We start from the raw sequence: 18,942 nt of genomic DNA, 5'->3' as shown, positions 1-18,942 counted from the left end.
GATTCTAGTCACAGGACATGACGAGGCAGGGGCGGAGCGATTACCTCTCAGTTAAGTCCGAAGATCGTACGATTTTCCGTCGGTGGGTGTTTGATGGGTAGTTGAACGGCCGTGACAGCAGCGGCTGTTACTTCTTGAGGACCGACTCCATGACCTTCTTCGCGATGGGCCCCGCGAGCCCGCCGCCGGAGATCTCCTCGCGGTCGATGCCCGAGCCTTCGGGGTCGATGAACACGGCGACGGCGACCGGCGAACCGTCGCCCTGCTTGGCGTAGGAGACGAACCAGGCGTACGGCAGCTTCTCGTTGTTCACACCGTGCTGCGCGGTGCCGGTCTTCGCGCCGACCGTGACGCCGTCGATGAGCGCCTTCTTGCCGGTGCCGTTCTCGGCGGTGTTCTCCATCATCGCCTGGACCTTCTTGGCGGTCTCGGCGGAGACGGCCTGGTTCATGACCTCGGGCTGGTGCTTCTCCAGGACGGACAGATCGGGACCGCGCAGCTCCTCGACCATGTAGGGCTTCATCACCTTGCCGTCGTTGGCGAGGCCGGCGGTCATCATCGCGATCTGGAGCGGCGTGCTGTCCAGGCTTCCCTGGCCCATGCCGGTCAGTGCGGTCTGCGGACGGTCGAGCTTCTTGGGGTAGAGGCTCTCGCTGGCCCGCACCGGGGTGAACACCTCGGAGTTGAAGCCGAACTTCTCCGCCGTCTCCCGCATCTTGTCCTTGCCCAGCTTGGCCGCGAGGTCCAGGAAGACGTTGTTGCACGACCACTGGAGGCCGGTCTTGAGGGAGGCCTTGTCGCAGGGCGCGGACGCGATGTCGTTGCCGATCTTCGTGGTGCTGTCGGGCAGCTGGTAGGGGGCCGGCGCGTCGCCCTTGGCGTCGATGTCCGAGACCAGCCCGTGCTCCAGCGCCGCGGCCGCGGTGAGGATCTTGAACGTCGAGCCCGGGGGGAACCGCTCGCGCAGCGCCCGGTTGTTCATCGGCTTGTCCTTGTCGTCCTGGAGCTTCTTCCACTCCGCCTTGTCCTTGGCGGACTGCCCGGCGATGAGCGACGGGTCGTAGGACGGGGTGGAGGCCAGCGCGAGGATCTTGCCGGTGCGCGGGTCGAGCGCGACGACCGCGCCCTTGTACTTGCCGAGGCCCTCGTAGGCGGCCTTCTGCGCCTTGGGGTCGATGGTCGTCACCACATCGCCGCCACCGGACTTCTTGCCCGTGAGCATGTCACTGGTGTGCTGGAAGAAGAGCCGGTCGTCCTTGCCGCTGAGCAGCTTGTCGTTGACGCCCTCCAGGAAGGTGTTGCCGTAGCCCTGCGAGGAGAAGCCGGTGACGGGCGCGTACATCGCGCCGTCCTTGAAGGTGCGCTTGTACTTCAGGTCGCCGTCGGTCGCCACGGAACCGGTGACGGGCTGGCCGCCGACGATGATGCTGCCGCGCGGCTGGGCGAACCGGGCGATCGTCACCCGGTGGTTCTTCTCGTGGTTCGAGAGCTCGCCGTTGCGTGCGAACTGCACCCAGGTGGCCTGGGCGAGCAGGGCGAATACCAGCACCCCGACGAATATCGCTATGTGGCGTACGGGCCTGTTCATGGTTCGACGCACTCCCCGGTTCGCGGCATATCACTGGTAGTGATGCGAATGGGGATGGTTTTGGTTGCAGATGAAATGCACCTGTGTGTCCGCTGTGACCCCTGTTACGGGCCCGGTGCGGTTCAGGCCACGCCGAGTATGAAGAAGAGGATCACCATGCCGACCGCGAGCACGACGCCCGCTCTCCGGAGCATCGCCTGCGCCTCGCGCAGCTCCTCGGGCGGTTCGTCGGGCGGGTCGGACCAGAGCATGGTGCCAATGGTCCGCCCGGAATGCCCGGCGCGCCTGAGTACGCGTACTCAGGCGCGGGGGGCCCGGGGCCCAGGCCTGTCCGGTGGACCTTCGTATGCTCCCGGTGCCTGGCACCGGGGCACCTCCCAGCGGTGGCCGGGCGGCCCTCCGCCGTGCGAGCGCACCCACCGGATGCCGCTCGCCGAGGCGAAGATCCGCCGGACAGGCCTAGGCGGGCCAGTACGTCGTCCGCCAGGCGCGGGGGCTCGGGCGGGGGACGCGCCGGGCCGCGACCAGGCGGGCCGGGTCGGCCCACTCCGGCCGGGCCTCGCCCTCCGGCGCGGCGGCGGCGCGGGCCGCCGCGCGGGCTTGGACCACCGCCAGTGCGGCGGCCAGCTCCTCCGGGGTGGGGTTGCCCCGTACGACCTTGATCACGAGTGGATCCCTTCCTCGAAAGGACGGCGAGGACTCAAGCGGTGGCTACAGCGGGATGTTGCCGTGCTTCTTCGGCGGCAGCGACTCGCGCTTGTCGCGCAGCGTCCGCAGCCCGCGCACGATGTGGCGGCGCGTCTCGGACGGCATGATCACCGCGTCGACGTAACCGCGCTCGGCGGCCGCGTACGGGTTGAGCAGCGCGTCCTCGTAGTCCGCGATCAGCTTGGCGCGCAGCGCCTCCCGCTCCACCTCCGGCGCCGCGGCGATCGTGCGGCGGTGCAGGATGTTCACCGCGCCCTGGGCGCCCATCACGGCGATCTGCGCGGTGGGCCAGGCGAGGTTGAGGTCCGCGCCCAGGTGCTTGGAGCCCATGACGTCGTACGCGCCGCCGAACGCCTTGCGGGTGATCACGGTGATCAGCGGGACGGTGGCCTCGGCGTAGGCGTAGATCAGCTTGGCGCCGCGCCGGATGATGCCGTTGTACTCCTGGTCGGTGCCCGGCAGGAAGCCGGGGACGTCCACGAAGGTCAGCACCGGGACGTTGAAGGCGTCGCAGGTGCGCACGAAGCGCGCGGCCTTCTCGCTCGCGTTGATGTCGAGGCAGCCGGCGAACTGCATCGGCTGGTTGGCGACGATGCCGACGGGGTGGCCCTCGACCCGGCCGAAGCCGGTGATGATGTTCGGCGCGAAGAGCGCCTGCGTCTCCAGGAACTCGCCGTCGTCCAGCACGTGCTCGATCGCGGTGTGCATGTCGTACGGCTGGTTCGCCGAGTCCGGGATGAGCGCGTCCAGCTCGCGGTCGGTCTCCGAGGTCTCCAGGTCCGCCTCCTCGGGGTAGGCCGGGGGCTCGGAGAGGTTGTTGGACGGCAGGTAGGACAGCAGCGCCTTGACGTAGTCGATGGCGTCCTTCTCGTCACCCGCCATGTGGTGCGCCACGCCCGAGGTGGTGTTGTGCGTACGGGCGCCGCCCAGCTCCTCGAAGCCGACGTCCTCGCCGGTGACCGTCTTGATGACGTCGGGACCGGTGATGAACATGTGCGAGGTCTGGTCGACCATCACGGTGAAGTCGGTGATCGCGGGGGAGTACACCGCGCCGCCCGCGCAGGGGCCGACGATCAGGGAAATCTGCGGGATGACACCCGAGCCGTGGACGTTTCGACGGAAGATCTCGGCAAACAGTCCGAGGGCCACGACGCCCTCCTGGATCCGGGCGCCGCCACCGTCGTTGATGCCGACGATCGGACAGCCGGTCTTCAGGGCGAAGTCCATCACCTTGACGATCTTCTCGCCGTAGACCTCGCCGAGCGAACCGCCGAAAATGGTGAAGTCCTGCGAGTACACGCAGACCGTACGGCCGTCGACCGTGCCGTAACCGGTGACGACGCCGTCGCCGTACGGGCGGTTGTTCTCGATGCCGAAGTTGGTCGAGCGGTGCCGGGCGAACTCGTCCAGCTCGACGAACGAGCCCTCGTCCAGCAGCAGCTCGATGCGCTCGCGTGCCGTCAACTTGCCCTTGGCGTGCTGCTTTTCCACCGCCCGCGCGGAGCCGGCGTGAGTCGCCTCATCGATCCGGCGCTGAAGATCCGCGAGCTTCCCGGCGGTGGTGTGGATGTCGATACCGTCGATTCCACTGGTGTCTGGCTCGGACATCGGGATGCGGCTCCTGCTCGTCCTGAGGGGGCGGGGGTCACTGGCTACCGACTGGCTACCGGTTCGTAGCGTATCGGCGCGGGTGCGCTCCGGAAGTGCGTCGTTGGCCACACCGGTTCGCTGTGGTTTCCCTCCTATGGTGGCTGTTATGACGCCCTCCGACGCTTCCGGCAACCCCTGGTCCGACCTCGACCGGCCCCCGCTCAACACCACCTCCCTGCGGCGCGGCCTGCTCCGCCCCGACGGGCTGTGGACCTCCGTCGACGTGGTCGCGAGCACCGGGTCCACCAACTCGGACCTCGTCGCCTCCGGCGGGGCCGAGGGCGCGGTGCTCGTCGCCGAGGAGCAGACCGCCGGGCGCGGCCGGCTCGACCGCACGTGGTCGGCGCCGCCGCGCTCCGGGCTGTTCTTCTCCTTCCTGCTCACCCCCGGCCCGGACGTACCGGCCGAGCGGTGGGGCTGGTTGCCGCTGCTCGCCGGCGTCGCCACGGCGACGGCCCTGGCCCGCGCGGCGGGCGTCGACATGGCCCTGAAGTGGCCCAACGACCTACTGATCGAGGTCGAGGGTGCCGAGCGCAAGGCGGGCGGGATCCTCGCCGAGCGGACCGGCGACAGCGTCGTCGTCGGCATCGGCCTCAACGTCTCGCTGCGCGCCGACGAACTGCCGGTGCCCACGGCGGGTTCGCTGGCGCTCGCCGGGGCGAAGGTGCTGGACCGCGATCCGCTGCTGCGGGCCGTGCTGCGGTCGGTCGAGGAGTGGTACGGCGAGTGGCGGCGCGCCGGGGGCGACCCGGGGGCGTGCCGGCTGCAGCAGGCGTACGCGGCCGGCTGCGCGACGCTCGGCCGGACCGTACGGGCCGAACTGCCCGGCGGGCGCGAGCTGGTCGGGGAGGCGGTGGCCGTGGACGGCGACGGCCGGCTGGTGCTCGCGACCGAGGACGGCGTGCAGGAGCCGGTCGGCGCGGGCGACATCGTCCATCTGCGCCCGGCGCGGCCGGAGGAGTGAACCGGGCGCCGCGAATGGGCCCGAGTGCTTCACCGGGGTGAGGCGAAGAGAGGCCGGAAGAGTGGGCGGGAAGAGTGAGCCGATACCGTCAAGAGAGTGAGCTACGGCACACCTGCCGTATCGTTGTGCCCAGAACCTAGGCGAGCAGCGATCGGCAGGGCAGTGCGCACGGATCGGACAGGGGGCGGGCGGTGACCGCCGACGATGGGGGCACCTCCCGTGCCGTGAGGGCTACGGGAGAGGACAGTGGTGCGCGCGAGGCTGCCGGTAGGACCGCTGGCGAGTCGGCCGGGAAGCGGGCCGAAGGGTCCGGCCCGTCGGCCGGACGGCCGGACCGGGACGCCGCGCACCGGGACGCCTCGGGCAGGGACGTAGAGGACTCCGGTGACGAGGGCGGGGACCCGCTCGCGCTCCGGCTGGAGGCGCTGATCCTCGGTGCCGAGCGTCGCTACACCCCCTTCCAGGCCGCGCGCGCGGCCGGTGTGTCCATGGATCTGGCCTCCCGTTTCTGGCGCGCCATGGGCTTCGCCGACATCGGCCAGGCCAAGGCCCTGACCGAGGCGGACGTCCTCGCGCTGCGCCGACTGGCGGGTCTGGTCGAGGCGGGCCTGCTGAGCGAGCCCATGGCCGTCCAGGTCGCCCGGTCCACCGGGCAGACCACGGCACGGCTCGCCGACTGGCAGATCGACTCCTTCCTGGAGGGTCTGACGGAGCCGCAGGAACCGGGCATGACCCGCACGGAGATCACCTATCCGCTGGTCGAGCTGTTGCTGCCGGAGCTGGAGGAGTTCCTCGTCTACGTCTGGCGGCGCCAGCTGGCCGCCGCCACCGGCCGCGTCGTCCAGGCCCAGGACGACGCGGAGATGGTCGACCGGCGGCTCGCGGTCGGCTTCGCGGACCTGGTGGGCTTCACCCGTCTGACGCGCCGTCTGGAGGAGGAGGAGCTGGGCGAGCTGGTCGAGGCCTTCGAGACGACCGCCGCCGACCTGGTCGCGGCGCACGGCGGCCGGCTCATCAAGACCCTCGGCGACGAGGTGCTCTACGCGGCGGACGACGCCGGCACCGCTGCCGAGATCGGGCTGCGGCTGATCGAGACCCTGACCCACGACGAGACGATGCCCGAGCTGCGGGTCGGCATCGCCTTCGGGACGGTCACGACCCGGATGGGCGACGTCTTCGGCACGACGGTGAACCTGGCGTCCCGGCTGACGTCGATAGCTCCGAAGGACGCGGTGCTGGTGGACGGCGCCTTCGCGGAGGAGCTCGCGCGCAGCGGCGACGCCCCGAAGTCGGAGGCGGAGGCCGCGGCGTCGGCGTCCCCCGAGGAGGTGGAGAAGTACCGCTTCGCCCTCCAGCCGATGTGGCAGCGCCCGGTACGAGGCCTGGGCGTGGTCGAACCCTGGCTCCTGACCCGCCGCAACTGAGCCCGTCCGGCGTTCGAGGACGTCTGTGACCGGTGCGATGACCATGGAGCGCCGCACAATCAAGCCCGTCCGGCGCTTGAAGACGTCTTCGACCGTCCGATGGCCACGGAGTGGCGAAAACCAAGCCCGTCCGGCGCTTGAGGACATCCTTGACCGCCGTATGACCGGGCAGCGCCGCAAAATCAAGCCCGTCCGGCGATTGAGGACGCCTTCGGCCGGTGCGATGATCCAACGCGACAGGTTTACGGTCGTTAACGCACCGCGGAGGTCGTCGCATGAGTGAGCAGCGCTTCGGTGAATGGGTCGCGGTCATCAAACACGGCCACGTCGCCGAGCTGGCCCTGGACCGGCCCAAGGCCATGAACGCCGTCTCGACGGAGATGGGCCGCCGGATCGCGGAGGCCACCGCCGCCCTCGCCGCCGACCCCGGCGTCCGGGTCGTCGTCCTCACCTCCACCCACGAGCGGGCCTTCTGCGTCGGCGCGGACCTCAAGGAGCGCAATTCCTTCACCGACGCCGACCTGGGGCGCCAGCGCCCGCACGCCCGTGCCGCCTACACCGGCGTCCTGGAGCTGCCCGTACCGGCCATCGCGGCCGTGCACGGCTTCGCCCTCGGCGGCGGCTTCGAACTGGCGCTGTCCTGCGATGTGATCGTCGCGGACCGGACGGCCGTGGTGGGCCTGCCCGAGGTGTCCGTGGGGGTGATCCCCGGCGGTGGCGGGACGCAGCTGCTGCCGCGCCGGGTGGGCGCCGCCCGCGCCGCCGAGCTGATCTTCTCCGCGCGGCGCGTGCCGGCCGAGGAGGCGCGGGACTTGGGCCTGGTGGACCAGCTCGTCCCCGAGGGCCAGGACCGCACCGAGGCGCTGGCGCTCGCGCACCGGATGGCCGCCAACTCGCCCGTGGGGCTGCGGGCCGCGAAGCGGGCGCTGCGGCTGGGGCACGGGCTGGACCTGCGGGCGGGGCTGGAGGTCGAGGACGCGGCGTGGCGGTCCGTGGCCTTCTCCGCTGACCGCGCGGAGGGCGTGGCCGCGTTCAACGAGAAGCGGACGCCGAACTGGCCAGCCGAGTAATAAGCCGATAGCCACGCTCATCAGCGTCGATGTCGGCAGAAACTGACTGCTGCGTGGCGAAGCGGAATGGGCGGAACGGGTCCACAATTCTTACGCTGGAGTGCGAAGGCTGCACGCGGCGACGGAATGTGAGGCTCGGGGTGGCAGGTGACGGGGAGTGCGACGGCCGACTGCGCGCCGTGGTGGAACTGGCGCAGGCGATGGCGGCGGCGCGCACCCCGCTGGAAACCGTCGACGCCGCGGCGGAGGGCGCGCGGCGTGCCCTGGAGGGCACGTTCGCGGCCGTCTCGGCGTGGGAGCGGGCCCGCGGGCGGCTGCGGGTCCTGGTGAACGCCGGTGAGCGGGCCGAGGGCGAGGAGCGGTTCCCGGTCGACGAGTCCTACCCCGTGCACGACTTCCCCGAGATCGCGGAGTTCCTGCACGACGAGTGGGTGGGCGGCGGCGAGCCGCACGCCTGGGTGGAGACCGCCGCGGCCCCGGAAGAGGCGGCCGGCGGCTCGGGTGCGTACGGCGGTACGTACGGACCGGGACGGGCGCACGGCCTGCGCCGACGGGGGCGCGGCAGCTGTGTCGTCGCCCCGATCGTGCTGCACGGGCGGGCATGGGGCGAGCTGTATGTGGCGCGCCCGCCGGGCGCGCCCGCGTTCGACCGCGCGGACGCCGACTTCGCCACCGTCCTGGCCGCCGTGGCGGCGGCGGGCATCGCGCAGACCGAACGGCTGGAGGAGGTCCGCAAGCTCGCCTTCACCGATCCCCTGACCGGTCTCGCCAACCGCCGCGCGGTCGACGCGCGGCTCGACGAGGCCGTGGAGCGGCACCTGGCGGACGGTGTGGTCGTCAGCCTGGTGGTGTGCGATCTGAACGGGCTGAAACGGGTCAACGACACGCTGGGCCACGCGGTGGGCGACCGGCTGCTGGAACGGTTCGGCTCGGTGCTGTCGCTGTGCGGGGCGAAGCTGCCGGGGGCGCTGGCGGCGCGGCTCGGCGGAGACGAGTTCTGCCTTCTGACGGTGGGCCACCCGGCGGACGACGTGGTGCGGGTGGCGGAGGAACTGTGCCGCCGGGCGGCGGAGTTGGAGTTCGGCGAGGGGGTGGCCTGCGGGATCGCCTCGACGGGCGACCCGATCGGGGACGTGCGCTCCGCCCGCCGTCTGTTCCGCCTCGCGGACGCGGCCCAGTACCGCGCGAAGGCGGCACGCGAGCCGAAACCGGTCGTCGCGGGCCGCGAGGGCGGCCCCGAGGACCCGGTCGTCCGCCTCGCCGACCGCCCGCCCACGCCCCCGCAGGCCGAACGCCGCCGCTTCCGCGGCCGCAGACCGTGACGGGACTGCGGGCGTCGGGCATGCCGGGGCCGCCACCTGGCGTTGTTACGGAGTGGAGGCGTCAAGGCACGCAAAGGCCCTCGTCGGGGCCCGTCCGAGGCCAATGGCCGAGACCTAGTGACAGTAAGCGATTCAGTCTCTAGGGTGCCTGAATATGGATATGCACACTGTGGTGGTGGGGACGACCGGGACGACCGCGGAGGACGTGATCGCCGTGGCGCGTGACGGCGCCCGGGTCGTCGTGTCGGACGAGGCGCTCGCGGCCGTCGCCGCGGCGCGGCAGATCATCGACGATCTGGCCGCCAAGCCCGACCCCGTCTACGGCGTCTCCACCGGCTTCGGTGCCCTCGCCGTCCGTCACATCAGCCCCGACCTGCGCGCCCAGCTCCAGCGCAACATCGTGCGCTCGCACGCCGCCGGCATGGGCCCGCGCGTGGAGCGCGAGGTCGTCCGGGCGCTGATGTTCCTGCGGCTGAAGACCGTGGCCTCCGGTCATACGGGCGTCCGCCCCCTCGTCGTCGAGACCATGGCCGCGATCCTCAACGCCGGCATCACCCCCGTCGTCCACGAATACGGCTCCCTCGGCTGCTCCGGCGACCTCGCGCCGCTCTCCCACTGCGCGCTCACCCTCATGGGTGAGGGTGACGCCGAGGGCCCCGACGGGGTGCTGCGCCCGGCCGCCGAGCTGCTCGCCGCACACGGCATCGAGCCGGTCGAGCTGCGGGAGAAGGAGGGCCTCGCGCTCCTCAACGGCACCGACGGCATGCTCGGCATGCTGGTCATGGCCTGCGCGGACCTCGCCCGCCTGGTCACCTCCGCCGACATCACCGCCGCGCTCTCGCTGGAGGCCCTGCTCGGTTCCGAGAAGGTCCTCGCGCCCGAGCTGCACGCCATCCGCCCGCACCCCGGCCAGGGCTCCAGCGCGGACAACATGCTCCGCGTGCTGACCGGTTCGGGGCTGACCGGGCACCACCAGGACGACGCGCCGCGCGTCCAGGACGCGTACTCGATCCGCTGCGCCCCGCAGGTCGCGGGCGCGGGCCGCGACACCCTCGCGCACGCCCGGCTGGTCGCCGACCGCGAGCTGGCCGCCGCCGTCGACAACCCCGTCGTGCTGCCCGACGGCCGCGTGGAGTCCAACGGCAACTTCCACGGCGCCCCCGTCGCGTACGTCCTGGACTTCCTCGCCATCGCCGCCGCCGACCTCGGCTCCATCGCCGAGCGCCGCACGGACCGGCTGCTGGACAAGAACCGCTCGCACGGCCTGCCGCCGTTCCTGGCGGGTGACCCGGGCGTGGACTCCGGTCTGATGATCGCCCAGTACACGCAGGCCGCCCTGGTCAGCGAGATGAAGCGGCTGGCCGTCCCCGCCTCCGTGGACTCGATCCCCTCCTCCGCGATGCAGGAGGACCACGTCTCCATGGGCTGGTCGGCGGCGCGCAAACTGCGTACCGCCGTTGACGCCCTGTCCAAGATCGTCGCCGTCGAGCTGGTCGCCGCGACCCGCGCGATCGAGCTGCGCGAGGGCCTGGAGCCCGCGCCCGCCACGCGGGCCGTGCTGCGCGCCGTACGCGCGGCGGGGGTCGAGGGCCCGGGCGAGGACCGTTTCCTCGCCCCCGACCTGGCGGCGGCCGACGCGTTCGTCCGCGCCGGGAAGCTCGTCGAGGCGGCCGAGACGGTGACGGGTCCGCTGGCCTAGCAAGCCCGTCCGACCTGCGGCTTTACTTTTGCTTGACCAGGCCCTGTCGGGGTGGTGGGCCCGCGGCCCCCGCCCGGCAGGGCCTTTCGGCCCTTCCGCTCCGGAGGTGTTCCGCGGTCGAATGGAGGTGTCGAACGAAGCTACCGAACCGCCTGGCGCGACCTGCGCACGGCGACGGTGACCAGGGCGCCACCCGCACCGACGAAGGCGATACCGCCGATGACGTACGGGGTGGTGTCGAAGCCGCCCGTATTCGCGAGGGCGAGCTGCCCGCTACCGGCGACGGCGCCGGAGGCGGGTGATCCGGCGGACTGCCGGGGCGCCGACGCGGCGCGGTCCTGTGCGGCCGCGGAAGCGTGGGTGGAACGTTCTGCCGTCGCATTGGCGGTCGGTACGAACCACACCGCACACAGCAGCGAACCGGCGGCGACGGCGGTCAGCAGCGGTCGGCGTGCGGTCACGGGATGATCCCCCTTGAAGTGACGAAGAGTTGGGGGTCGTGGATCTTGTGTGAATCCCGACTGACCCGATGTTAGTGATACAGATGGATCCGGGGGAAGTCGTGGCCCCCACCGACCTGTCCGCGTGGTCACTGTCCGGATCGGCCTCACCGGTTTCCTCGTTGGAGTCCGGAGGGTCTTTACTGGCGTGGTTCCGCGTGGTCTTGCCCACACTTTCCCGAGGTGTGGAACGGACGAAACGGTGCAGGCGTTCCTTAAGCAGTAGCCGGGATACGTGTTGCCCCACGATTCGGCTCGGGATTTCGGGGTCCAGGAGCAATGGAGAAGCGTGTGATGACGTACGGCAAGCGCCGCAAGAGCCTGGTGGCCGCGGCCGCCGTGCTCGGCGGTGTACTGACTCTCGCCGCGTGCGGCGGAGGCGACGACGAGGCCAAGAGCGGCGGCTCCGGCAAGTCGCAGAACCAGGTCGACGCCGCTGCCGCCAAGGACGCGTCCAAGGCGCAGATCAAGATCACGCCGAAGGGCGGGACCACCAACGCCGGCATCGCCAGCGATGCGACCCAGGTCACCGTCAGTGACGGCGAGCTCACGAGCGTCAAGATGACGACCGAAAAGGGCACCCCGGTCGAGGGTTCAATATCGCCGGACAAGAAGTCGTGGAAGCCGGCGAAGCAGCTCGAGCGTTCGACCAAGTACAAGGTCGTCGCCGAGGCCAAGGACTCCGAGGGCCGCAAGGCGACGGAGCACTCCTCCTTCTCCACCGTCTCGCCGACCAACAGCTTCATCGGCTCCTTCACGCCGGAGGACGGCTCGACCGTCGGCGCCGGCATGCCCGTGTCGATCAACTTCGACAAGCCGATCAAGGACCGCAAGGCCGTCCAGTCCGCCATCACGGTCAACTCCAGCAGCGGCCAGAAGGTCGTCGGTCACTGGTTCGGTGACCAGCGGATCGACTTCCGCCCGCAGGAGTACTGGAAGGCCAACTCCGACGTCACCCTGAAGCTGGACCTCGACGGGGTGGAGGGCGCGCCGGGCATCAAGGGCGTCCAGAAGAAGACGGTCAATTTCAAGATCGGTCACGCCCAGGTCGCCACGGTCGACGTCAAGTCCCACCAGATGACGGTGGTCCGCGACGGCAAGACCATCAAGACCATCCCGATCTCCGCGGGCAGCCCCGACAACCCGACGTACAACGGCAAGATGGTGATCTCCGAGAAGTTCAAGGAGACCCGGATGGACGGCTCGACCGTCGGCTTCACCAAGGGCGACGGCAAGGGCGAGTACGACATCAAGGACGTGCCGCACGCGATGCGCCTGTCCACGTCGGGCACGTTCATCCACGGCAACTACTGGGGCAGCGGCATCTTCGGCTCGGTGAACACCAGCCACGGCTGCATCGGTCTCGCGGACAAGCAGGGCGCCGACGACCCGTCGACGTCGGGTGCCTGGTTCTTCGAGAACTCGCAGATCGGTGACGTCGTCGAGGTCAAGGGCTCGAACGACAAGACGATCTCTCCGGACAACGGCCTCAACGGTTGGAACATGGACTGGAACGCGTGGGTCGCGGGCAGCGCGACGGGCGCGTGAGCCCGAGCCTGTAGCACAGAAGGGGCCCTCCCGGCGGAACACCGCCGGGAGGGCCTTTTCGTGCGCTACGGTGCGGGGTGATCGGGCGGCTTCGTACGGTAACGAAGCGGCCCCCGACGCTGGGTGCAACCGGCGAGGGGGGCCTACACCCGCAAGGAAAGATGGTCCTTGAGAATGTTCCGGCATGTTATCGCCCCTGCGCGATTCTTCTCCCAGGTACCGAACGAAATCATTCGCCATCCACGGCTGTCGTCGGACGCCGTACGGCTGTTGACGTGGCAGTTGTCGCTGCCGGACGGTGTGGACCAGTCGCTGTCGGAGACGGCGAAACGGGCGGGCATCGGGAAGACGTCCTTCATTCGGGCGAAGCGTCAACTGGCCGCCGAGGGCTACATGTTCGAGTGGCGACGGCAGGGTGAGGGCGGGCGCTGGTCGACGATGCAGATGGTGTCGAACGTATGCCTGACGGCTGAGGAGGCGGCGGCCGCCCGGGACGGCCTCTCCATCGCTCCACCGACGGACGGCGTCCCGGCCGCCGGTGAGCCGAAGGGCCGGGCCGTCGGTCGTTCCCAAGACAACACGAGGGCGAAGACCGACCACCCTCCCACCCGGGCCGCTGCGGAAGTTCCTTCTGCGCCAGCGGAAGTGATGCCGGGCCAGGTCCCGGACCCGCTGGTGGAGCGCGGCGCCCAGGCCCTCGCGGCCGTCTCCCGCACGGAGCGCCGCCTACGGCTGACGGCCCAGGACGTCCGGGCGCTGGCCCCGCTGGCGGGGGAGTGGCTCTTACGCGGCGCGACGCTGCGGGACCTCCGCGACGACCTGACGGCGGGCCTGCCGGAGCGGGTGCACTCGGCGGCGGGGCTGGTGCGTGACCGGTTGCTGCGCAAGATGCCGGAGGTGCCGTCGTTCGCGGAGCAGGAGCCTTTGGCTCGCGCGGCACCCAGGGCGGCGGGCATGCGGGAGTGCCGGGGCGAGCACACGCAGCCGCGCCTGTTCACCCCGGTGGCGGGGGAGGTCCTGTGCCCGCACTGCCGCCAGGACCGCGCGGAGGCCGCGCAGGACGTCTCGGGGGCGATCCAGGCCACGCTGCGGGGCGCGGCGACGGTCCGGGCGGTTCTGCGGGGCGGGGTGGCGGGGTGAGGGCTTGCCGGGTCGGGTGACGGGGCCGTGGACCCGGGAGGCCGTTCTGGCCCTGCCCGAGGAGCCGCGCCACCGCATTGAGCTGATCGAAGGCGCGCTGGTGACGAGCCCCAGCCCCGGCGTACCGCACCAGCGGGCGAGCCGCCGCCTGGCTGCTCTCCTGGACGTGGCCGTGGAAGCCGCTGCCGCCCCGGTGGAGGTCCTGGAAGCCGTCAACGTCGTCGTGCCCGACGGGCTGCTGATCCCCGATATCGTCGTGGTGGATGCCGACGCCGCGGCGGAGGCGGGTCTGACCGTGGATGCCCATGACGTCCTCGTGGTCGTCGAAATCGCCTCCCCGTCGACCCGGGTCACCGACCGCAAGATGAAGCCCGCTCTGTACGCCGCTGCGGGCATCCCCCATTACTGGCGCCTCGAACTCGAACCCGCGCCCCGCCTCTACCTCGGCCACCTGGAGCGCGGCACCTACACCGACCGCCTCGTCCAGGCGGGCGAGACCACCCGCCTCGATCAACCCTTCCCCGTGGACTTCGACCCGGCCCGGCTCGTTCGGCGCTGACCGCGCCTTCGTCACGCCTCGCGGGACGAAGACCGGGGGGAGGCCGCTATGGCCCTGGCCCGGTCGTACACCTCCTTGGCGTGGGCGTTCCTCACGTAGGGGCGGAGGGCGGCGGCCATCGCGCGGAACCGGTCGTCACACCGTCCGGACTGCACGTGGGGGAAGTCGTCGAGTAGCCGGTGCCAGTCGGCGCATGCCTCGTCCAGGCGGCCGATCTCCAGTTTCCTCTCGGCCAACAGGCCGAGGTGTCGTACGCGCCCGCGCCGGTAGATCGAGTAGCGGGTGCGGTCGGACTCCTCCAGCGCTTCGATGGCGGCCTCCTTGTCGCCGAGCGCGTAGCGCACTTGGGCCACGTGGTAGGCCAGCGACGACGGGTCGTACGAGCCGAACGCCTTCGCCTTGGATTCGGCTTTCTCCATCGCGATCTCGGCTTCCCGGATCTTCGCCAGCGCGGTGGCGCGGTGACCGGTCTGGGCGGCCGCGTGCGCCTGCTGTCCGGACAGGAAGGCCGTCATGCGGGGGCCCGCCTCGGGGGATGCGGCGGACGCGGAGTCGGCGAGGCGGAGCGAGAGAGGGCCGTGGCCGAGGTCGACGGCCTGGACGCTCATCCCGCGCAGGGTCGTGCAGTAGGTGAGGTGGTCCTGCGCGGCACCGGCCAACTCCAGTGCTTTGACGTAATACCGCTGCGCAAGGCCGTCGGCACGCTCGTCCATCGCCATGTAGCCGGTGAGGTAGAGATGGTCGGCCGCTGCCGAGAGCATGGCCTTGCGCACGTCTTCCGATGCCTCGGCCTGGAGATAGGGCGCGATCGTGTTGACCAGGAACGCGGCAGCCATGGGGCGGGCGTGGCGGCCACCGAACATGTCGTCGATCTCGCTGATCCGTTCCGTCATCGCCGCCACGGCTTCCACTTCGCCGTATCCGATTCGGGTTCGAGGGTTCCGCCTCATCGTCTTGAAACGACCGACGACATCCTGATACTGCGGGATGGTCAGAGCGACCGAGAACAGCCCGGCGGCACCGAGCACGGCTCGCCGTGAGGGGTCCATGTCGGCGCCCCCCAGCTCGATGAGACCGGTCATGCCGGGCAGCTCGCCAGCCACGTGCGCGCACGTTCATCGAGTTCCCGGGCGGCTCGCGCGTCCCGTCCCCGGAACCGGTTGAGGTCCGTACGGATGGCGGTGACGGCCTGGCGGGTGCGGCTGGAACGGACGCCGGTCATGGTGTCGAGGGCCCGTGACCAGGTGGCGCACGCCTGCTCGACATGGCCCTGCGCGCACTGGGCGTGGCCTTCTGCCGCTGCACTCAGGGCCGTGATGCGCTGATGCTCTGTCCCGGCATATCGGCGGGCCGCACTGGCGTGGTAGCGCTCGGCTTCGTGGTGGTCGCCGAGACGGGTGAGGATTCGGGCGGTGTGGCTGTCGACCGTTGCCGCGGCGGAGCCCCACATGGCGGCCCAGCCCGTCAGGCCGTCGGTGCACCGGTCTGCCAGGGTGCGCGCCCGCACCGCCTCGGTGACGGCCTGCCGGGGCCGTCCGGCGTTCGCCAGAGCGCGGGCGTGACAGACGACGAACAGGGACTCGGTTCCGGGGTCGACGCGGCCCGCGGCAAGGGCGAGCGCGGCCTCGGCCAGGTCCGTGGAGTGCTCCTGTCGGCCGATGTCCATGGCGTGATGGGCGAGGATCCGCAGCGCGAACGCGGAGTGCGGCTCGTCATCGGCCTCGCGGGTCAGGGCGTATGCCTGGAGGTAGTACCGCTGGGCCAGCCCCTGTTCTCCCGCGTCGTACGCCTTCCAACCGGCGAGGTACGCGAGGGAGCCGGCAGCGATGAGCATCTCCGCGTGCTGCCGACCGGTGCGGAACGTCGCCCGGCACAAGTCGGCGACGTCGGTCGTCAAGTATTGCAGGACCGCACCCCGCCCGTGCTGTCCGCCGTACCGCTCGTCGATCTGCGTGAAGGCGGCGGTCATGTCGCGTACCGCGTCGATCTCCGCCTGCCCGGCCACACCGCCGGCCCGCACGGTCTCGGCACGCGCCTGGTGCTCCGCGCCGAGGCCGAGGGGCAGCGCCGCTGCGGCGGCCGAGTACACGGCGCGGGTCAGGAACGTACGGCGTTCTATGTCTGCTCGGCCCATGAGAGTGATCGTCTCCACTGGATCGGGCCCGATGCTCAGACCGAGGTCTTCGGGCACGTGATCGCCCGAGCGCAGCCCGAGGTCCGCAGGGGTGAGCGGACGTCCGAGCCGCCGGGCGAGAGCCTCGACGAGGTACGGAACCGTCGCCGGATCGGGCGCTGTCCCGGCCACCCAGTGGGCGATACCGGAGGCATTCGTCCGCAGGGTGGCGTCTCCGGCCTCGATGGCGATGCCGCGCACCGCCCGGGCGAGGGCCGCGTACGTCACTCCCGCCTCGTCGATCGCTTCGAGGAGCCGGGTGTTGGGCGTCCTGGCCATGAGTCTCCCCTGAATCCGACACTCCCACGCTATTCCCAACGGGCGGCGCGCGGCGGGGAGACGGGGGAAGGGTGTAAACCCGTTAAACGGCAGGACCGCCAACGGAGAGGGGTGGTGTGGCGGTTCGCGCCGTTGACTGGGTGGAACGCGTCCCTGAGAGGAGCCCCGCCATGAACCCCCCGACTTCACAGCCGGAACCCCCACTCACCACCATGATGACCGGCGACCACACCCCCCTCGACCTCGTCACCATCCGCGCCACCGTCCGCCGCGCCCTCCAGGAACGGACGGCACTTCCCCGTGCCGAGGAAGTGCACGAGATCACCCGGGCCCTGCGCACCCACCTCTGGCTCATGCTCCCGGCCGCACAAGCCATCGCGGATGGCCTCGACCGTGGCACGGGGCCGTGGCATCGATGGCGGGCGCTGATCGACCGGGTGCGGGTGGATCTCGACCACGACGGGGGACCGGGGCTGTGCTCGGCGGTCGTACACATGAAGGACCTCGGGCGTACGTGCCGGTTCCTGGCCGACTGCCTGGACGAGTAGGGCCTCGGCTCAGGCCGACGTGTCGGTCGGCGAGAGCATGCCGGGCCGCCCGCTGGGCGCTGGAAGAGGCAGGGACGGCCCCCCCGGGCGCGTTCGCCAGACGAGCCGGCACTCCTCGTGCGGGATCGCGCATGGACAACCTGCCCAGCCAGGACCGCTGCCCGAGTTGCACGATTACCCGACGAATAATCAGTAGGGGTTAAATCTCCGCATGACCCCTATATGACTTTGACATGATGCGCTGTCATATCCGTGCCAGATCGCCCCACTCGTCTCGTCGCACCCACCATGGGAAGGCAGGAACATGGGCAGATTCAGGTACGGAACCTCGGCGTCGGCCATCGTGCTGGCCGCCTCGGGGTTGCTCGCGGCCGCGGGAGGAACGGCTCACGCGGAAGCGGGTCAGGACACCATCAACATGCTGAAGCAGGAGAAGTCCCAGTGGTGCTGGGTCGCCTCCGGGCTGACCATCGCCAAGTTCCAGGGCTACGGATCCACGCAGACGGACTTCTGCAACCGGGCCCAGCCCTACTACGGCTGCAACAACCAGCCCGCCACGCTCGACGACATGGCCAGGGGCTGGGGCAGCCTCGGGTTGGCCCACACCGGCTCGGGACTGAACAGCGCGGCCACGTTCAATCAGGTGTACACCGACGTCAAGGCGGCCCGGCCGATCGGGGCCCGCATCGGGTGGACGTCCGGCGGGGGCCACATGAACGTGGTCTACGGCTTCGACACGTCGAACAACACGATCGCCGTGGCCGACCCGTGGCCGGACACCGCCACGTACACATGGTGGAACTACAACGACTACGTGAGCAACAGCTCGTCCAAGTGGACACACTCCCGCATCGGCATCTCCCGCTAAGGCAGGCGACATGCGCGACACCAGCGGCACCAGAACGTCCAGCAAGCGGGCGGACTCTCGCTCCTCCCGCCTGTCCATCGTCCTCGCACTGAGCGCATCCGCACTGCTGTCCGTCGTCGGCCCGGCCCACGCGGCCCCGGCCAAGGACCCGCTCCCGGCGGACATCCCGGACTACCAGGCCGCCCTCGACGCGGTGAAGTCCCCGGCCGTCCGCAACGCCGTCTGCCGCTTCCTGCGCACTCCGGTGCCCACCGGCGTCGGCGGGCCGGTGCAGACGATCCCCGAGACGGCCGAGCCGTGCCAGGGCCTCCCGGCCTTCACGATCAAGGACCCGTTGGCACTGAACGAGATCACCCCCGGGTTCGTCGCGGGCACCTCCCAGCCACTGCCCACCGAAGCGATCAAGCTGACGCAGCTGGTCTCCTCGCTGAGCGCCACCGTCAACGGCCGCAACGCCACCGTCGTGCTCGCCCCCACCCAGGGCGGCGGCTGGCACCTGGCGGCCGTGCGCGACGGTGACAGCGACGCCTCGTACGCCGCCAAGGCCACCGTGGGCACGCTCGTCTTCACCGAGCCGCAGATCCGCGGCTGGTACCAGCTCAAGCTCACCACCGTCGAGCCGCTCAACGACCAGGCCCGGCAGGGACTGGGCGGCCAGGCGTCGGTGTCGCTCAGCGACTACCAGAAGCTGGTCAAGGCCCGCTACGCCGACAAGTTGCCCGGCTCGGAGTACGACACCAAGGGGTACTCCAGCGGCTACAGCCCCCAGCACAAGGCGGAAGACGCCTCCTTCTCCGCCCCGCTCCTTGCTGGCGGTTCCGGCGCGGCTCTCGCCCTCGTGGGCGGGGCGGTCGTGCTCCGCCGACGCCGAAGCCGGCGCCCAAGCACCGGCTGAACCCGAC

At 70.7% G+C, this 18,942-nt stretch carries 18 protein-coding genes; 11 read left to right on the top strand and 7 right to left on the bottom strand.

Annotation, left to right across the window (positions count from 1 at the left end):
• Nucleotides 1–127 precede the first annotated feature (127 nt).
• From FHS38_RS10810 to FHS38_RS10800, 4 genes are all read right to left on the bottom strand, one after another.
• Nucleotides 128–1,588, bottom strand: a complete 1,461-nt coding sequence (locus tag FHS38_RS10810; protein ID WP_184733222.1) for a peptidoglycan D,D-transpeptidase FtsI family protein — start codon at nt 1,586–1,588, stop codon at nt 128–130.
• Between the two features lie 122 nt (nt 1,589–1,710).
• Complete coding sequence (gene mmpB, locus FHS38_RS35225) at nt 1,711–1,839, bottom strand: morphogenic membrane protein MmpB (protein WP_260420664.1); 129 nt, start codon at nt 1,837–1,839, stop codon at nt 1,711–1,713.
• Nucleotides 1,840–2,047: 208 nt separating this feature from the next.
• On the bottom strand, nt 2,048–2,254 hold the full coding sequence (locus tag FHS38_RS10805; protein ID WP_184733221.1) for an acyl-CoA carboxylase epsilon subunit: 207 nt from the start codon (nt 2,252–2,254) through the stop codon (nt 2,048–2,050).
• A 45-nt stretch (nt 2,255–2,299) separates the two neighbouring features.
• Nucleotides 2,300–3,904 (bottom strand): acyl-CoA carboxylase subunit beta, encoded by a 1,605-nt coding sequence (locus tag FHS38_RS10800; protein ID WP_184733220.1) that lies wholly within the window; start codon nt 3,902–3,904, stop codon nt 2,300–2,302.
• A gap of 148 nt (nt 3,905–4,052) precedes the next feature.
• Between FHS38_RS10800 and FHS38_RS10795 the strand changes: the two genes are divergently transcribed.
• The 5 genes from FHS38_RS10795 to hutH all read left to right on the top strand — a co-directional run bounded on the left by FHS38_RS10795 (nt 4,053) and on the right by hutH (nt 10,425).
• The gene (locus FHS38_RS10795; protein ID WP_184733218.1) at nt 4,053–4,910 is read left to right on the top strand and encodes a biotin--[acetyl-CoA-carboxylase] ligase; all 858 of its coding nucleotides are present in this window, start codon (nt 4,053–4,055) and stop codon (nt 4,908–4,910) included.
• 224 nt (nt 4,911–5,134) lie between these two features.
• Nucleotides 5,135–6,334, top strand: a complete 1,200-nt coding sequence (locus FHS38_RS10790) for an adenylate/guanylate cyclase domain-containing protein (RefSeq protein ID WP_184733410.1) — start codon at nt 5,135–5,137, stop codon at nt 6,332–6,334.
• 275 nt (nt 6,335–6,609) lie between these two features.
• Entirely contained in the window at nt 6,610–7,404 is a 795-nt protein-coding gene (locus tag FHS38_RS10785; RefSeq protein ID WP_184733216.1) for an enoyl-CoA hydratase/isomerase family protein, read from the top strand.
• A gap of 200 nt (nt 7,405–7,604) precedes the next feature.
• Nucleotides 7,605–8,726, top strand: a complete 1,122-nt coding sequence (locus tag FHS38_RS10780) for a GGDEF domain-containing protein (RefSeq protein ID WP_184733409.1) — start codon at nt 7,605–7,607, stop codon at nt 8,724–8,726.
• 160 nt (nt 8,727–8,886) lie between these two features.
• Nucleotides 8,887–10,425: a histidine ammonia-lyase gene (gene hutH / locus FHS38_RS10775; RefSeq protein WP_184733408.1), complete on the top strand. Its 1,539-nt coding sequence runs from the start codon at nt 8,887–8,889 to the stop codon at nt 10,423–10,425.
• Nucleotides 10,426–10,565: 140 nt separating this feature from the next.
• Here the strand turns inward: hutH and FHS38_RS10770 are convergent, their stop codons facing one another.
• Nucleotides 10,566–10,886 carry an LPXTG cell wall anchor domain-containing protein gene (locus FHS38_RS10770; RefSeq protein ID WP_184733214.1) on the bottom strand — a complete coding sequence of 107 codons (321 nt, stop codon included), beginning with the start codon at nt 10,884–10,886 and terminating at the stop codon, nt 10,566–10,568.
• Between the two features lie 318 nt (nt 10,887–11,204).
• On the opposite strand from FHS38_RS10770, the gene FHS38_RS10765 reads away from it, so the two are divergent.
• The 3 genes from FHS38_RS10765 (at nt 11,205) to FHS38_RS10755 (ending at nt 14,172) form a co-directional block, all read left to right on the top strand.
• Nucleotides 11,205–12,473, top strand: a complete 1,269-nt coding sequence (locus tag FHS38_RS10765; protein ID WP_184733212.1) for a L,D-transpeptidase — start codon at nt 11,205–11,207, stop codon at nt 12,471–12,473.
• 174 nt (nt 12,474–12,647) lie between these two features.
• Entirely contained in the window at nt 12,648–13,613 is a 966-nt protein-coding gene (locus FHS38_RS10760; RefSeq protein ID WP_184733210.1) for a hypothetical protein, read from the top strand.
• 4 nt (nt 13,614–13,617) lie between these two features.
• The gene (locus tag FHS38_RS10755; RefSeq protein WP_184733208.1) at nt 13,618–14,172 is read left to right on the top strand and encodes a Uma2 family endonuclease; all 555 of its coding nucleotides are present in this window, start codon (nt 13,618–13,620) and stop codon (nt 14,170–14,172) included.
• A gap of 11 nt (nt 14,173–14,183) precedes the next feature.
• Here the strand turns inward: FHS38_RS10755 and FHS38_RS10750 are convergent, their stop codons facing one another.
• The gene (locus tag FHS38_RS10750) at nt 14,184–15,275 is read right to left on the bottom strand and encodes an NsdA family TPR-like regulatory protein (RefSeq protein WP_506417197.1); all 1,092 of its coding nucleotides are present in this window, start codon (nt 15,273–15,275) and stop codon (nt 14,184–14,186) included.
• Nucleotides 15,251–16,624 carry an NsdA family TPR-like regulatory protein gene (locus FHS38_RS10745; RefSeq protein WP_184733207.1) on the bottom strand — a complete coding sequence of 458 codons (1,374 nt, stop codon included), beginning with the start codon at nt 16,622–16,624 and terminating at the stop codon, nt 15,251–15,253. Before FHS38_RS10745 ends, FHS38_RS10750 begins: the two co-directional genes overlap by 25 nt.
• A gap of 170 nt (nt 16,625–16,794) precedes the next feature.
• Between FHS38_RS10745 and FHS38_RS10740 the strand changes: the two genes are divergently transcribed.
• The 3 genes from FHS38_RS10740 to FHS38_RS10730 all read left to right on the top strand — a co-directional run bounded on the left by FHS38_RS10740 (nt 16,795) and on the right by FHS38_RS10730 (nt 18,935).
• Nucleotides 16,795–17,172 carry a DUF6415 family natural product biosynthesis protein gene (locus tag FHS38_RS10740; protein WP_184733205.1) on the top strand — a complete coding sequence of 126 codons (378 nt, stop codon included), beginning with the start codon at nt 16,795–16,797 and terminating at the stop codon, nt 17,170–17,172.
• A 304-nt stretch (nt 17,173–17,476) separates the two neighbouring features.
• On the top strand, nt 17,477–18,040 hold the full coding sequence (locus FHS38_RS10735; RefSeq protein WP_184733203.1) for a papain-like cysteine protease family protein: 564 nt from the start codon (nt 17,477–17,479) through the stop codon (nt 18,038–18,040).
• 10 nt (nt 18,041–18,050) lie between these two features.
• Nucleotides 18,051–18,935: a hypothetical protein gene (locus tag FHS38_RS10730; RefSeq protein ID WP_184733201.1), complete on the top strand. Its 885-nt coding sequence runs from the start codon at nt 18,051–18,053 to the stop codon at nt 18,933–18,935.
• The last annotated feature ends 7 nt before the right edge of the window (nt 18,936–18,942 follow it).

The organism is Streptomyces netropsis, assembly GCF_014203545.1.
In the GTDB taxonomy this organism is placed as follows: domain Bacteria; phylum Actinomycetota; class Actinomycetes; order Streptomycetales; family Streptomycetaceae; genus Streptomyces; species Streptomyces netropsis.
This window is presented reverse-complemented; position numbering and strand designations above follow the sequence as displayed.

Excerpts from the sequence above, each read along its gene's own strand:
- FHS38_RS10810 (WP_184733222.1), bottom strand. The coding sequence starts at position 1,588 with ATGAACAGGCCCGTACGCCACATAGCGATATTCGTCGGGGTGCTGGTA.
- mmpB (WP_260420664.1), bottom strand. The coding sequence starts at position 1,839 with ATGCTCTGGTCCGACCCGCCCGACGAACCGCCCGAGGAGCTGCGCGAG.
- FHS38_RS10800 (WP_184733220.1), bottom strand. The coding sequence starts at position 3,904 with ATGTCCGAGCCAGACACCAGTGGAATCGACGGTATCGACATCCACACC.
- FHS38_RS10795 (WP_184733218.1), top strand. The coding sequence starts at position 4,053 with ATGACGCCCTCCGACGCTTCCGGCAACCCCTGGTCCGACCTCGACCGG.
- FHS38_RS10785 (WP_184733216.1), top strand. The coding sequence starts at position 6,610 with ATGAGTGAGCAGCGCTTCGGTGAATGGGTCGCGGTCATCAAACACGGC.
- FHS38_RS10780 (WP_184733409.1), top strand. The coding sequence starts at position 7,605 with ATGGCGGCGGCGCGCACCCCGCTGGAAACCGTCGACGCCGCGGCGGAG.
- hutH (WP_184733408.1), top strand. The coding sequence starts at position 8,887 with ATGCACACTGTGGTGGTGGGGACGACCGGGACGACCGCGGAGGACGTG.
- FHS38_RS10765 (WP_184733212.1), top strand. The coding sequence starts at position 11,205 with ATGGAGAAGCGTGTGATGACGTACGGCAAGCGCCGCAAGAGCCTGGTG.
- FHS38_RS10760 (WP_184733210.1), top strand. The coding sequence starts at position 12,648 with ATGTTCCGGCATGTTATCGCCCCTGCGCGATTCTTCTCCCAGGTACCG.
- FHS38_RS10745 (WP_184733207.1), bottom strand. The coding sequence starts at position 16,624 with ATGGCCAGGACGCCCAACACCCGGCTCCTCGAAGCGATCGACGAGGCG.
- FHS38_RS10740 (WP_184733205.1), top strand. The coding sequence starts at position 16,795 with ATGAACCCCCCGACTTCACAGCCGGAACCCCCACTCACCACCATGATG.
- FHS38_RS10735 (WP_184733203.1), top strand. The coding sequence starts at position 17,477 with ATGGGCAGATTCAGGTACGGAACCTCGGCGTCGGCCATCGTGCTGGCC.
- FHS38_RS10730 (WP_184733201.1), top strand. The coding sequence starts at position 18,051 with ATGCGCGACACCAGCGGCACCAGAACGTCCAGCAAGCGGGCGGACTCT.